12 protein-coding genes are annotated in these 14,646 nt (G+C 38.6%); 1 reads left to right on the top strand and 11 read right to left on the bottom strand.

The annotated features are described in order from the left end of the window. Positions 1–6 precede the first annotated feature (6 nt). A complete protein-coding gene (locus tag HX005_RS06150; protein ID WP_107006990.1) occupies positions 7–225 on the bottom strand; it encodes a hypothetical protein in 219 nt (72 codons plus the stop codon). Positions 226–440: 215 nt separating this feature from the next. On the opposite strand from HX005_RS06150, the gene HX005_RS06145 reads away from it, so the two are divergent. Continuing rightward, the gene (locus HX005_RS06145) at positions 441–1,202 is read left to right on the top strand and encodes a 3-oxoacyl-ACP reductase (protein ID WP_107006989.1); all 762 of its coding nucleotides are present in this window, start codon (positions 441–443) and stop codon (positions 1,200–1,202) included. Between the two features lie 265 nt (positions 1,203–1,467). Here HX005_RS06145 and HX005_RS06140 read toward each other — a convergent pair whose 3' ends face one another. The 10 genes from HX005_RS06140 to sdhC form a co-directional block, all read right to left on the bottom strand. Further along, positions 1,468–1,983: a hypothetical protein gene (locus HX005_RS06140; protein WP_286376671.1), complete on the bottom strand. Its 516-nt coding sequence runs from the start codon at positions 1,981–1,983 to the stop codon at positions 1,468–1,470. Between the two features lie 144 nt (positions 1,984–2,127). Next, positions 2,128–3,018, bottom strand: coding sequence for a succinate--CoA ligase subunit alpha (gene sucD, locus HX005_RS06135; RefSeq protein ID WP_107006987.1), 891 nt, complete (start codon positions 3,016–3,018; stop codon positions 2,128–2,130). A gap of 12 nt (positions 3,019–3,030) precedes the next feature. Next, the gene (gene sucC / locus HX005_RS06130; RefSeq protein ID WP_107006986.1) at positions 3,031–4,194 is read right to left on the bottom strand and encodes an ADP-forming succinate--CoA ligase subunit beta; all 1,164 of its coding nucleotides are present in this window, start codon (positions 4,192–4,194) and stop codon (positions 3,031–3,033) included. Positions 4,195–4,362: 168 nt separating this feature from the next. Continuing rightward, positions 4,363–5,796 carry a dihydrolipoyl dehydrogenase gene (gene lpdA / locus HX005_RS06125; RefSeq protein ID WP_286376670.1) on the bottom strand — a complete coding sequence of 478 codons (1,434 nt, stop codon included), beginning with the start codon at positions 5,794–5,796 and terminating at the stop codon, positions 4,363–4,365. 99 nt (positions 5,797–5,895) lie between these two features. Continuing rightward, positions 5,896–7,107 (bottom strand): 2-oxoglutarate dehydrogenase complex dihydrolipoyllysine-residue succinyltransferase, encoded by a 1,212-nt coding sequence (gene odhB / locus HX005_RS06120; protein WP_107006984.1) that lies wholly within the window; start codon positions 7,105–7,107, stop codon positions 5,896–5,898. Further along, a complete protein-coding gene (locus HX005_RS06115; RefSeq protein ID WP_286376669.1) occupies positions 7,107–9,944 on the bottom strand; it encodes a 2-oxoglutarate dehydrogenase E1 component in 2,838 nt (945 codons plus the stop codon). Before HX005_RS06115 ends, odhB begins: the two co-directional genes overlap by 1 nt. A 577-nt stretch (positions 9,945–10,521) precedes the next feature. Next, the gene (locus HX005_RS06110) at positions 10,522–11,232 is read right to left on the bottom strand and encodes a succinate dehydrogenase iron-sulfur subunit (RefSeq protein ID WP_286376668.1); all 711 of its coding nucleotides are present in this window, start codon (positions 11,230–11,232) and stop codon (positions 10,522–10,524) included. A 14-nt stretch (positions 11,233–11,246) separates the two neighbouring features. After that, entirely contained in the window at positions 11,247–13,145 is a 1,899-nt protein-coding gene (locus tag HX005_RS06105) for an FAD-binding protein (RefSeq protein WP_286376667.1), read from the bottom strand. Between the two features lie 12 nt (positions 13,146–13,157). After that, positions 13,158–13,523: a succinate dehydrogenase, hydrophobic membrane anchor protein gene (gene sdhD, locus HX005_RS06100; RefSeq protein WP_107006980.1), complete on the bottom strand. Its 366-nt coding sequence runs from the start codon at positions 13,521–13,523 to the stop codon at positions 13,158–13,160. After that, on the bottom strand, positions 13,523–13,912 hold the full coding sequence (gene sdhC, locus HX005_RS06095) for a succinate dehydrogenase, cytochrome b556 subunit (RefSeq protein WP_107007113.1): 390 nt from the start codon (positions 13,910–13,912) through the stop codon (positions 13,523–13,525). Before sdhC ends, sdhD begins: the two co-directional genes overlap by 1 nt. Positions 13,913–14,646: the final 734 nt, after the last annotated feature.

The raw sequence follows: 14,646 nt of genomic DNA, 5'->3' as shown, positions 1-14,646 counted from the left end.
TAAAAATTAACGGTGTTGATGTGATGGACGATTTTGATTCCAATCTGGTCGGCTTGGGCGGTCATGATTCCAATTTGGACGATTTGGACGGTCTTTATTCCAGTGTGGTCGATCATCACGATCATAACCTGAATGATGACGATTAGGATGATCATCTAATGGTGCAACAATACAACCAGTTAATGAAACACCAAGCAATCCAACCAATAGCACTTGTTTAAGCATAGCATTTACTCACTTGATTTATTTTGTCTATTGATAAGATATCGCTTGGTGATGTAGAGCTACTGGACACTCTGTGTAAGTCTTGTATAAAACTCACACTTATTTAATTCATATTTCTATATTGATTGTTATATTTTTCAAATAGGCTTGCAGAATAGCTTTATTGAACTGATCTACTGTTAAAATATCATTATTTTTTAATTTAGAAGCTAAATATGGACATTCAAGATCAAATTGTACTTGTCACAGGTGGAGCGCGTGGTTTGGGTTTAGCCATTACACGAACTTTACTTCATCAAGGAGCACGTGTTGTCGTAAATTATTACACAAGTGAACAAAGTGCCTTACAACTCAGCCAAGAATTTCCAGAGCAAGTTTTTAGTTATAAAGCTGATGTCACCAAGCTTGAAGAGGTGAATATCATGTTCCAAAAAGCAAAGCAACATTTTGGGCATGCAATTACATCTGTAGTGAACAATGCTCTACTCAACTTTCAATTTAATGGTGATGCAAGACCAAAAGTTGAAACATTGAACTGGCAAAATATGCAACAACAAATTGAAAGTGCAGTTAAAGCAACATTGAATACCACCCAAGCTGCACTTGAAGATATGAAAAAAGACCATTTTGGTCGAATTATTAATATCGGAACAAATCTCGTGCAAAATCCTGTAGTTCCTTATCATGATTATACAGCCGCAAAAGCAGCACTATTGGCGTTTACTCGTACTACAGCACAAGATTTAGGACAATATGGCATTAATGTCAACATGCTTTCTGGTGGCTTACTACGTAAGACCGATGCCAGTTGTGCCACCCCAGATTTTGTATTTGATTTAATCGCACAATCTACACCATTAAAAGAAGTTACAACACCAGAACAATTTGCTGATGCTGTTTTATTATTTTTATCACCGTGGTCAAGAGCGGTTACTGGGCAAAATTTAATTGTAGATGGTGGTTTAGTAAAGGGGTAAATCTGCTCACTTTCTTCTAATCTTGCATCATATATTTCTGTAAAGCTAAATGAAATTTTTCAGTTTATACATTCACCTATTATATTGAAAAAATTAGCAAAAATTTATTATTGGACAAAGAAAATTTCTTTATTTCATTGTCCAATAGCACAACACTTATGCTGTCTGTCGTGATATTTAAAATGATGTTATGGAAATTTTTCCAAAAAAATGAAATGCCATTTAAAAAATGACGCACTCAGAAAATCAAAAAAATAACGAAAAATTACAATGCTTTAGTCCAATAAATACGTACCATTTGCCCACGATCATAAGGAAAACTCGATAAATACTCGTACCCTAATGTATTATTTTTATTGAGTTTAAATTCCATTCCATACCCCATTGAGATATTCAATCCTTGTACTTCTTGATGAATAGACTGACCTGCGCTAATTCTATTTTTAAAATCATCAGATGTAAAAGCAGTATAATTAAAAAGCTTAAAACGCTCGTCAGCATAAATTTGATTACTCAAAACTGAATAGTTTTTTAACTCCTGCTCGTGTTCTTCCGCGAGTTTTTTTTGCTCCTGATTCAAATCTTCATTTGCAATCTCAATCGCTTTTTCTATATCTATTTGTTGATTTTTATCTTTTTTCAAATGTTTAAAAAAATCATATTTGATGAAAGACGTTTTATTTTTTATTTGATCATTATTTTCTAAATTTACTTGATCTGCTGCGATCGCATAGGTTTCTATACAAAATAGAAAAATACTGCAATAGATTTTACCCGTCATTATTGTCCCATGACATTTTTAATCCAATTGATTTAAAAAACTATAGCACTATTTTGAACAACAGCTTTGAATATTTTCCGATTTTCTTTCATAAAAAAGAGGAAGTTTACACTTCCTCTTCTGAGTAACTCAGTTTAAATCACTTTAAACTAAGCCTTTACTTTTTAACAATTCAAGCATTGTTGAACCTAACTCAGCTGGGCTACGTGTATATGCCATGCCTGCTTTTTCAAATGCTGCAAATTTTTCTTCAGCTGTTCCTTGACCACCTGAAATAATCGCACCTGCATGCCCCATACGCTTACCTTTTGGCGCCGTAACACCAGCGATATAACCAACAACAGGCTTTGTTACATTTGATTTGATATATTCAGCTGCTTCTTCTTCCGCAGTACCACCAATTTCACCAATCATAATGATTGCTTCAGTTTGAGGATCTTCTTGGAATAATTTTAAACAATCGATTTGGTTCATACCTGGAATCGGGTCACCACCAATACCAATACAAGTAGACTGACCTAAACCAAGCTTCGTTGTTTGTGCAACTGCTTCATAAGTCAATGTACCTGAACGTGAAATTACACCAATTTTACCTGCTTGGTGAATATGACCTGGCATAATCCCAATTTTACATTCACCTGGTGTAATAATACCTGGACAGTTTGGACCAATGAGGCGAGCACCATTACCATAAGTTTCAAGGTAACGTTTTGCTTTGAGCATGTCTAAAGTTGGCACACCTTCAGTAATCACAACAATCAACTCAATACCTGAGTCAACAGCTTCAACAATTGAATCCAGTACAAATGGTGCTGGTACATAAATTGAAGTTGCATTTGCGCCTGTTTCTTTCACAGCTTCACGCATGGTATTAAATACAGGTAAATTTAAATGCGTTGTTCCACCTTTACCTGGCGTCACACCACCAACAACTTTTGTACCATAAGCAAGAGATTGCTCAGAGTGAAAAGTACCATTTTTACCTGTGAAACCTTGTACCAATACTTTGGTGTCTTTATTTACTAATACGCTCATGATCGATACTCCTTACGCTACTGCAGCAACAACTTTTTCTGCAGCATCAGCAAGACCTGTCGCAGAAATTAATTTCAAACCAGATTCATCAAGTAATTTTGCACCCAATTCCGCATTGTTTCCTTCTAAACGAACAACAACAGGAACAGTGACATTTACTTCTTGAACTGCTGCAATAATCGCTTCAGCAATCATGTCACAACGTACAATTCCACCAAAAATATTAATCAATACAGCTTGAACAGAAGTATCTGAAAGAATAATTTTAAATGCTTCGATAACACGATCTTTCGTCGCACCACCACCAACATCAAGGAAGTTTGCAGGTTGACCGCCATAAAGTTTAATGATGTCCATCGTTGCCATTGCAAGACCAGCACCATTCACCATACAGCCAATATTACCTTCAAGCGCAACGTAATTCAGATCAAATTCTGATGCTTTTAATTCACGTTCATTTTCTTGGGACTTATCACGCATCGCTGCGATTTCAGGTAAACGATAAAGCGCATTTGAATCGATACCCACTTTGGCATCAACACATAAAATTTCACCATTTTCACGAACTGAAAGTGGGTTAATTTCAAATAAAGCAAAATCATTTTCAATGAAAGCTTTATATGCACCCGTCATAATCGTGACAAATTGATTGATTTGTTTGTCTTTTAATCCAAGTTGGAATGCAACATCACGTGCTTGGAAAGGTTGTAAGCCTACTAATGGATCAACTTCTACTTTAAAGATTTTTTCAGGTGTTTCTTCAGCAACTTTTTCAATTTCTACGCCACCTTCAGTCGATGCCATAAAAGTCACACGACGTGATGAACGATCTACAACCGCACCCAAATAAAGTTCGCGTTCTACAGGATAAACATCTTCACAAACTAAAATGCTATTTACAGGTTGTCCATTTGCATCTGTTTGATAAGTTACTAAGTGTGTGCCTAATAAGCTTTTCGCATATTCAGCTGCTTCTTCGGCAGATTTTACAACTTTGACACCACCTGCTTTACCACGACCACCTGCATGAACTTGGGCTTTCATGACAGCAAATTTGCCTTCAATCTGCTCAAACGCTGCCGCTGCTTCTTCTGGTGATGTAATTAAAATGCCTTCTTGAACTGGCATACCATATTTTTTTAACAGCGCTTTCGCTTGATACTCATGTAGATTCATTTTTTACCTTTTACTACTTTTCACGTTGTTATTACCACCAACACTTAAACGTCCATCGCTTTAAATATTGGCATTTATTAAAATTTGTTCTTCTATATTTAGATGATTATTCAAATAAAAACAACCATCTTTTTAAAAAAAGAGCGGTCGGAACCGCTCTATTTCATTTTATTTACGTTTACGCTGGATCGCGTGAATCGCACGTCCATCTACAGCAAGTGCTGCTTCATGAACCACTTCTGAATAAGTTGGGTGACCAAAAGTCATCAACTGTAAATCTTCAACACTTGATACAAACTCAAGTGCAATCATACCTTGGTGAACGATATCAGAAGCACCAGGACCAATCACATGCATACCCAATAAACGGTCAGTTTTTGAATCAGCAACAAATTTCACAAAACCTTGAGATTCGTTTGCTGCTAAAGCACGACCATTCACCGCAAATGGGAATTGACCTGTTTTAACTTCGTGACCTTTCTCTTTTGCTTGTTCTTCAGTTAAACCAACCCAAGCCGCTTCTGGATGTGTATAAATCACAGAAATGATGGTGTCATAGTTCACTTGAGCAGCATGACCGTGAATACGCTCAACCGCCATTACGCCTTCTTCCATTGCTTTATGTGCAAGCATTGGACCACGTACCAAGTCACCAATCGCATAAACACCTTCAACAGATGTTAAGCACTGGTCATTGACTTCAACCAAACCGCGCTCAGTCAATTTAATGCCTGAATCTTCAGCCAATAAACCTTCTGCATATGCTTTACGACCAACACAAACGATGAGTTTATCAAACGCTTCAGTTTTGTCTTCGCCAGCTTGGTTATACTGAACAGTCACTTGACCATTGTTGATTTCAGTACCAGAAACTTTAGCGCCAATACGAATATCTAAACCTTGTTTAGTCAAGATTTTTTGATATTCTTTCGCAAGTGCTTTGTCTGCCATTGGTAAGAATGCATCTAATGCTTCAAACACAACAACTTCAGAACCTAGACGACGCCATACTGAACCAAGCTCAAGACCGATTACACCCGCACCAATCACACCTAAACGTTTAGGAATTTCTTGGAATTCTAATGCACCAGTTGAGTCAACAATTAAGTCTTCATCAACTTTTGCAACTGGAATATTTACAGGAACAGAACCAGTCGCAAGGATTACATATTTAGGTTCTAAAACTTGAACATCAGCACCTTCTAATGGTGTGAATTCAACTTTTTTACCTGCAAGTAATTTACCAGTACCTTGTAACCATTCAATGCCGTTGCCTTTTAATAATTGAGCAACACCACCTGTTAAGTTATCTACAACTTTGTCTTTACGAGCAAGAAGTTTTTGAAGATCAAGTTGTACATTTTCAACAGTAATCCCGTGTACATCTAAGCCATGAAGTGTATCTTCATAGTGATGCGAAGAATCTAAAAGCGCTTTAGACGGAATACAACCTACGTTTAAGCAAGTACCACCTAGTGATGGCTTACCTTTGTGTACGCGTTTTTCGATACACGCAACTTTGAAACCAAGCTGAGCAGCACGAATCGCTGCTTCATAACCACCTGGTCCACCGCCGATTACAACTAAATCAAATTGAGACATCTGTATCTCCAAACAATCCCCCTTAAATCCCCCTTTGATAAAGGGGGCAGATTCCCCTCTTTGATAAAGAGGGGTTAGGGGAGATTTATGCTGAATAAATTAAAGATCAAGGATAAGACGAGCTGGTTCTTCTAACAATTCTTTGATTGCTACAAGGAAACCTACAGCTTCTTTACCATCGATTAGACGGTGGTCATAAGAAAGTGCCAAGTACATCATTGGTAAAATTTCAACTTGACCATTTACAGCCATTGGACGTTCTTGGATTTTATGCATACCCAAAATCGCTGTTTGTGGCGTATTCAAAATTGGTGTTGAAAGTAATGAACCGAAAGTACCACCATTAGTAATAGTGAACGTACCGCCAGTCATATCTTCGATGCCTAATTTACCATCACGCGCTTTACCAGCGTATGCACGAATACCGTTTTCAACTTCAGCATAGTTCATGCGGTCAGTATCACGAAGTACAGGTACAACTAAACCACGCTCACTTGACACAGCAACACCGATGTCATAGAAGCCGTGATAAACGATGTCATCACCATCAATAGATGCATTTACTGCTGGATAGCGTTTAAGTGCTTCTGTTGCAGCTTTAACAAAGAAAGACATAAAGCCTAAACGTGCACCATGGCGTTTTTCAAATGCGTCTTTATATTGAGCACGCATTTCCATGATTGGTTTCATGTTCACTTCATTGAACGTTGTCAACATCGCAGTTTGTTGCGTTGCAGCAAGTAAACGCTCAGCAACACGCTTACGAAGACGAGTCATTGGAACACGTTTTTCAACACGTTCGCCTACAGCAACGCTTAATGGCGTTACAGAAGCTGCTGGTTTAGCTTGATGATTTGCAACATCTTCTTTAGTGATGCGACCACCACGACCAGTACCATCAACATCAGCTGCTGCGATACCTGTTTCAGACAATGCTTTACGTACTGCAGGAGCTTGGTCTGCCACTTGAGCACGTTCAACAACAGGTGCATTACCTGCTTGAGTTTGTGCAACTGCTTGCTCAACTTTCTCTTCAGACTGAACAGCTTGAGTTTGTGCAGCGCCAGAAACAGCACCTGCTTCAAAAGTTGCAATCACTTCAGCAGAAAGCACAGTATCGCCTTCATTTTTGATGATTGCAGAAATAGAACCGTCAGCAGGAGCAACAACTTCTAAAACAACTTTATCTGTTTCAATATCACAAATTACTTCGTCACGTGATACAGCTTCACCTGGTTGTTTGTGCCAAGTTGCAATTGTTCCATCAGCAACTGACTCTGGAAATACAGGTGCTTTAATTTCGGTTGCCATTATTTAGATTCTCCTGATTGATCAGCGACGATCGCTAAAGCGTCATTTACAAGCTGAGCTTGTTGTTTTGCATGCAAATAAGGTGAGCCACACGCAGGTGCAGCTGAAGCTTCACGCCCCGCATAGCTAATTTGAACTTGTTGACCTGCTTTCATCACGCCTTCATATAGACGTGGAGCAATGAATAACCAAGCGCCTTGGTTTTTCGGCTCTTCTTGACACCAAACAAGTTCTTTTACGTTTGGATAAGTCGCCAATACTTCAGCAAGACGTTTTTCTGGGTACGGATAAAGTTGCTCAACACGTACGATTGCAATGTTCAAGTTTTGTTCACGACGTTTTTCAAGTAAGTCGTAATAAACCTTACCACCACAAAGTACAACACGTGTTACATCTTGTTTATTGATTTGATCCACTTCATCAATCACAGTTTGGAATGTACCAGTTGCAAGCTCTTCTAAAGTCGAAGTTGCAAGTTTGTGACGAAGCAATGACTTCGGTGAAGTCACGATCAATGGTTTACGGATTGGGCGAACCGCTTGACGACGCATTGCATGGAAAATCTGCGCTGGTGTCGTTGGCGTAATCACTTGCATATTTTCTTCAGCACATAACTGTAAGAAACGTTCTAAACGTGCAGATGAATGCTCTGGACCTTGACCTTCAAAACCATGTGGAAGAAGCAACGTTAAGCCACACACACGTTCCCATTTGGTTTCACCAGATGAAATGAATTGGTCAATAACGACTTGTGCACAGTTAGCAAAGTCACCGAACTGAGCTTCCCAAATAATTAAACTTTTTGGAAGTGTAGTTGCATAACCATATTCAAATGCAAGAACCGCCATTTCTGACAATAATGAGTCATAAATTGCAGTACGTGGTTGATTTTCTTTTAAGTTACATAATGGAATGTAAACTGAACCATCAACTTGGTTATGTAATTTTGCATGGCGATGTGAGAATGTACCACGACCAACGTCTTCACCTGTCAAACGAACAAGGAAACCATCATCAAGAATAGAAGCATAAGCAAGTGTTTCTGCTGCACCCCAGTTCAATGGCATTTCACCAGTTTGCATTTTCAAGCGATCATCAATCACTTTAGATACTTGACGTTGCATCACGAAGCCTTCAGGCAACTCACGCATTTTACGACCAAGTTCTTTTAAGCGTTCGATTGGGAAAGTTGTATCCCAGTCATCTGTATAATCATGACCAAGATATGGTGTCCAATCGACAAACATTTTTTTGTTTGGTTCAAGAACAAGTGCATTGGCAACATGACGACCTGCTTCAAGGTCTTCACGATATTTTTCAACCAAAGCATCCGCATCCGCACGATCCAACACTTTTTCTTGTACAAGTTGATCAGCATAAAGCGTACGAGTTGTCGCTTTTTTATTGATCACTTGATACATCATTGGTTGAGTTGCAGCTGGCTCATCCGCCTCGTTATGACCACGACGACGGTAACAGAACATATCAATCACAACATCTTTACGGAATGTATGACGGAAATCATGTGCTAACTGTGCAATAAACAATACAGACTCAGGATCATCACCATTGACATGGAAGATCGGCGCTTGGATCATTTTTGCAATGTCAGTACAGTATTCTGTAGAGCGTGCATCACGTGGATCAGAAGTTGTAAAGCCCACTTGGTTATTCACCACGATATGAACTGTACCACCCACTGTATAACCACGAGTTTGTGACATTTGGAAAGTTTCTTGGTTGACACCTTGACCTGCAAATGCAGCATCACCGTGTACAATCACTGGTAATACATCATCACCGCCAATGTCTTTACGACGTACTTGACGTGCACGTACAGAACCTTCAACTACAGGTCCAACGATTTCTAAGTGTGATGGGTTAAACGCCAACGCCAAGTGAACTTCACCACCTGGAGTCATCACGTTAGATGAGAAACCTTGGTGATATTTAACGTCACCAGAACCTTTTTTGTTAAGTGATTTCCCTTCAAACTCACCGAACAATTCAGCAGGGTTTTTACCCATAATGTTCACAAGTAAGTTCAAACGACCACGGTGTGGCATCCCGATCACAACTTCTTTACAACCTACAGAACCTGCACGTTGAATCAGTTCGTTGACCATTGGAATGAAAGATTCTCCACCTTCAACGCCAAAACGTTTAGCACCAACATATTTATTACCAAGGAATTTTTCTAAACCTTCGGCTGCTGTTAAACGTTCAAGTACGTGTTTTTTCTGGTCAGCAGAAAAATTGAATTGACCACGTGCACCCTCTAGGCGTTGTTGAATCCAACGTTTTTCTTTGGTATCAACAATGTGCATATATTCTGCACCAATAGAAGCACAATATGTTGCTTCCATCGCTTCAACCATTTCACCTAAAGTCGCTTCAGTTTTACCAATTGCAAGATTACCAGCATTAAATACGGTATCTAAATCTGATTTGGTTAAACCATGCGCTGCAAGATCTAAATCAGGTACGTCTTCACGTTTCGCCAAACCGAGTGGATCAAGTTTTGCTTTTTGATGACCACGGTTACGGTATGCCGCGATTAGTTGTAAAACACCAATTTGACGACGTTCATGCTCAGTACTTACTTCACTTTGTACAACAGGCTGAACACGACTTGAATTACGACCTAATAATAAAAATTGCTCACGAATATTTCCGTGTGGTTGATCACCTTTAGGGAATTTATCGAAATATTGCTGCCAATCCTCGCCTACTGAGGTTGGAGAAGATAGGTACTGCTCGTAAAGCTCTTCAATATACGCTGCACTATCAGCGGAAAGTTCAGTATCAAGACGCAGTGCGTCAGCAATTTCTTGCATTTGTGGACCCATTTCCTATTGCAAAAACATTAGAGGGTGCTTTTTAAGCACTCCCATGATTGATCATGCCAAATCGGTAAATTGACATTCACCCATCAGGTACTTATGACCATGGGGCGTTACAACATTAGCTCAACACTAATGCAAATAATGAATCATAACGCCCTCATGGCATCATCACTCACTGATATACTCAACCAAGGCTGAGCAATTTTTTGCAAATCGACTTAGAAAAAATAAATATTCAGATTTATTTTTTCTAAAACGACTTCATTTTTATTCATATAAATAGTTATAAACCTATATGAAGCAGTCTTATGTTGAAAATATGTACGATAATTAAGTACTTTTTCACACTTATGACGGTTTGTTAAATCGTAACATGAACTATAACATCAATTGATTTTTTTGACACATACCTCTTATAAATTGGCGAAATACATGTGTTAAATAATCTACTATCATTCGCCCATTTATATAAACAATCCATACAATAAATCACTAAATTCAATTCATTTTTAAACTCAATAAAAAAGCGCACATCAAAATATGATGTGCGCTTTCTTTTTCAGCAAAATTAGCCTGCTTGGTCGAGCAACATGCTACGGATATGACCGATCGCTTTCGTTGGGTTCAAACCTTTAGGGCAAACTGACACACAGTTCATAATCCCTTTACAACGGAATAATGAGAATGGGTCATCAAGACGCGATAAACGATCTTGAGTTGCTGTATCACGAGAATCAATAATGAAGCGATATGCATTCAATAATGCTGAAGGACCCAAGAATTTATCAGGGTTCCACCAGAATGATGGGCATGAAGTTGAACAACATGCACAAAGAATACATTCATACAAACCATCAAGATGTTCACGATCTTCAGGAGACTGTAAACGCTCTTTTGGTGGCGCAGGTTGGTTATTGATTAGGAATGGTTGAATCTTGTCATACTGATCGTAGAACTGATTCATATCCACAACTAAATCTTTAACTACTGGTAAACCTGGTAATGGACGAATCACGATTTTTTCTGGTAAATCGTTTAAGTTCCATAAACAAGCAAGACCATTTTTACCATTGATGTTCACGCCATCAGAACCACAGATCCCTTCACGGCATGAACGACGGAAAGTCAATGATTCATCTTGTACTTTCAATGCAAGAAGAGCGTCAAGCAACATACGGTGCTTATCAGTCAATTCAAGTTTAAAAGTTTGCATGTACGGTGCTTTATCCTTATCAGGATCATAGCGGTAGATTTCGAATGTACGGGTACCTCTACTCATCTTAGTTCTCCCAATTAGAATGTACGTGGTTTAGGTGGAATTGGATCTACAAGTAATGGCTTATAGCGTACTGGTTTGTACTCTAAGTGATTATCTGCTGAGAACCATAAAGTATGTTTCATCCACTCATCATCACGACGACCATATGGGTAATCTGCATGATCAGGTGGTAACTCGTAATCTACAACCGTATGCGCACCACGACATTCTTTACGCGCAGCAGCAGAAATCAAGGTCGCTTTTGCTACTTCGTAAATATTTTCAACTTCTAAAGCTTCAATACGTGCAGTGTTAAATACTTTAGATTTGTCTTTTAAGTGGATGTTACGTACACGTGGTTCAATCGCAAGGATTTGTTTTACACCTTCGTCAAGCAATGCTTGAGTACGGAATACACCTGCGTGATCCTGAACGATGTCACGGATTGCATCTGCAACTTCCTGCGCATTTTCACCTGATGTAGAGTCATCAAGTTGTTTAATACGAGCAATTGTATTTTTAAGTACAGTTGTAGGTAGTGGTGTGTAGTCATCGCCATGATGTTTAGTCACGTAGTCAATGATGTGTTCACCAGCCGCTTTACCAAATACAACCAAGTCAAGCAGTGAGTTCGTACCTAAACGGTTTGCACCATGTACAGATACGCAAGAACATTCACCAATTGCATAGAAACCTTTTACAGGTTTAGTGAAGTCACGCTCACCACCATTGTGCGAATAAACACCAGTGTCCTTGTTATAGTTTGCAACAAGTTCCTGAGTTTCAGCAGACTCTGGAAGTACCACTTGACCATGAATATTCGTTGGAATACCACCCATTTGATAATGGATTGTTGGTACAACTGGAATCGCTTCTTTAGTGATATCCACGTTTGCGAATTTTTTACCAATCTCAAATACAGATGGTAAACGCTTCATGATGGTATCAGCACCTAAGTGTGTCATATCAAGTAAGATATAATCACCTTTAGGACCACAACCACGACCTTCCTTGATTTCTTGGTCCATAGAACGTGATACGAAGTCACGTGGTGCCAAGTCTTTCAAAGTTGGTGCATAACGTTCCATGAATGGTTCGCCGTCTTTGTTACGAAGGATTGCACCTTCACCACGACAACCTTCAGTCAACAATACGCCTGCGCCCGCAACACCTGTAGGGTGGAACTGCCAGAATTCCATATCTTGTAATGGAATACCTGCACGAGCTGCCATACCAAGACCGTCACCAGTGTTGATATATGCGTTAGTCGATGCACGGTAAACACGACCAGCACCACCAGTAGCAAACAATGTTGCCTTACCTTGGAATACTGCAATTTTACCAGTTTCTTGGTCAATCGCTGTTACACCAAGGACATCACCTTCTTCGTTACGAATAAGATCAAGTGCGATCCACTCTACAAAGAATTGAGTGCCCATTTTCACGTTGCTTTGATAAAGCGTGTGAAGAAGCGCGTGACCTGTACGGTCAGCAGCAGCACATGCACGTGGAACTGGCTTTTCACCATAGTTCGCTGCGTGACCACCGAAAGGACGTTGGTAAATTGTACCATCAGCATTACGGTCAAATGGCATACCAAGGTGTTCAAGCTCATAAACAACTTGAGGTGCTTCACGAGTCATAAACTCGATTGCATCTTGGTCACCTAACCAGTCAGACCCTTTTACGGTGTCATAAAAATGGTAGTGCCAGTTATCTTCTTGCATATTACCAAGAGATGCACCGATACCACCTTGAGCCGCAACCGTATGTGAACGTGTTGGGAATACTTTAGTTAGCACTGCAACTTTCAAACCTGCTTGAGCAAGCTGATAAGATGCACGCATACCTGAACCACCACCACCAACGATGACTGCATCGAAAGTTTCGTGTGGAATATTTGTGTAATCTTCTTTAGGGATTATAGCGCCCATGATTGTTTCCTATCAATTCGCCCAAAAAATCTGGATTGCCCAAATTGCGTATGCAAATACTGCAATAATCACTGCAGACGTCAACACAAGACGCAGACCTGAAGCTGAAGGACCCATTTGACGTGTAGTCACATAGTCAGTGAATACCTGCCACATACCAATCCAAGCGTGTGCAACAAGAGACAAAACTGACAATAAAGATAAAATCTTCATTGGCAATGTCATCATAAAGCCTTTCCATTGTTCGTAGTCAAATCCGCCATTGCACAGAATCCAACCAAGCACAACAACAGTATAAACAGCTAAAACAACAGCACTCACACGTTGGATATACCAATCACGAGAACCTGAACCCGTTAAACCTGTAGCACTTTTCATTAGAGAACAATCCATACAAATGATGCGATAACTGAGATCGCAGCCAAGATTAATGCAATTGTAGCTGCAACACGACCACTTTGCAGTTCTTCAGCAAAACCAAGGTCAGCAAGTAAGTGCTTAATACCCATAATCAAATGGAATAATAAGCCTGCTACAAATACCCATACAACAAAACGTACAACGAAGCCGCTAAAGATTGCTTGCACTTGCGCAAAACCTTCAGGCGTAGACAATGATTTGTCTAAAAGCCATAGAAGTACCGGTACGAGTAAAAATACGATGACACCTGAAAGACGGTGTAGAATTGATGCAATAGCCACAGGGGATTTTAAGTTTACATCTAAAACTTGACCCATGGACAAATTGACAGGTCTGTTGCTTTTCACAGCGGGCATCCTGTAAGTAAAAACTCCATCCGGAGTTTGTTGGAATTAATTCGAAGGAAAGCTGGCATTGTTAGGCAAGCAAATTGCCTAAACTTATAAACGACACTGAATTATAAATCGTGCACTGTCAAAATACAAACGATGCTATTTGGCTTTTTAATGAAAAACTCTACAAATAAGAATCATTTACAACAAAACATCTCATCATACAGAAAATTAAAATCAATAAAACCATTCTATCTATTTATTTTTTAAACGTTTAATTTAAATATGCTGATATATTTTTATTTATTTTTAAGTTTTTTAAATTTTAGACTAAAGCACAACATAAATACGAAACTCTGTTTTATTTAAAATTTCAATCATTAATGATATTGAATCATGAACTGTATATAAAGATATTTATAAATTAAACACTACCATTATTTTTAAAATAAATAGTGCATATCATTAATATAATATTTAACTTAAGAGTTTTTGAACAGAAATAAGTACTTAGTTTGTGAATAAATCAATTTTAGTTTTAAAAATAGCAAATAATTGCTTACTTTTAAGACGGAATTTAGCATATTTTTCGCGCTAAAGATCATTTTTTAAACAGTAAAAACTTTTTTCAAACTATTTTTTAACCAATCAATAATGAAAATGAAAAAAAATATTTCAATCATTTTTGTGTGGTTTTTTCACACAGTATTAATTTTTATGAATTGTAAGTCATGGTAATTAGATGGTTT

Source organism: Acinetobacter sp. R933-2, assembly GCF_030325485.1.
Taxonomy (GTDB): Bacteria; Pseudomonadota; Gammaproteobacteria; order Pseudomonadales; family Moraxellaceae; genus Acinetobacter; species Acinetobacter sichuanensis.
Note: the sequence above shows the minus strand (reverse complement) of the source record. Positions and strands in the feature narration are given on the sequence as shown.

Excerpts from the sequence above, each read along its gene's own strand:
- sucC (WP_107006986.1), bottom strand. The coding sequence starts at position 4,194 with ATGAATCTACATGAGTATCAAGCGAAAGCGCTGTTAAAAAAATATGGT.
- sucD (WP_107006987.1), bottom strand. The coding sequence starts at position 3,018 with ATGAGCGTATTAGTAAATAAAGACACCAAAGTATTGGTACAAGGTTTC.
- HX005_RS06145 (WP_107006989.1), top strand. The coding sequence starts at position 441 with ATGGACATTCAAGATCAAATTGTACTTGTCACAGGTGGAGCGCGTGGT.
- sdhD (WP_107006980.1), bottom strand. The coding sequence starts at position 13,523 with ATGAAAAGTGCTACAGGTTTAACGGGTTCAGGTTCTCGTGATTGGTAT.
- HX005_RS06150 (WP_107006990.1), bottom strand. The coding sequence starts at position 225 with ATGCTTAAACAAGTGCTATTGGTTGGATTGCTTGGTGTTTCATTAACT.
- odhB (WP_107006984.1), bottom strand. The coding sequence starts at position 7,107 with ATGGCAACCGAAATTAAAGCACCTGTATTTCCAGAGTCAGTTGCTGAT.
- lpdA (WP_286376670.1), bottom strand. The coding sequence starts at position 5,796 with ATGTCTCAATTTGATTTAGTTGTAATCGGCGGTGGACCAGGTGGTTAT.
- HX005_RS06105 (WP_286376667.1), bottom strand. The coding sequence starts at position 13,145 with ATGGGCGCTATAATCCCTAAAGAAGATTACACAAATATTCCACACGAA.
- HX005_RS06140 (WP_286376671.1), bottom strand. The coding sequence starts at position 1,983 with ATGACGGGTAAAATCTATTGCAGTATTTTTCTATTTTGTATAGAAACC.
- HX005_RS06110 (WP_286376668.1), bottom strand. The coding sequence starts at position 11,232 with ATGAGTAGAGGTACCCGTACATTCGAAATCTACCGCTATGATCCTGAT.
- HX005_RS06115 (WP_286376669.1), bottom strand. The coding sequence starts at position 9,944 with ATGCAAGAAATTGCTGACGCACTGCGTCTTGATACTGAACTTTCCGCT.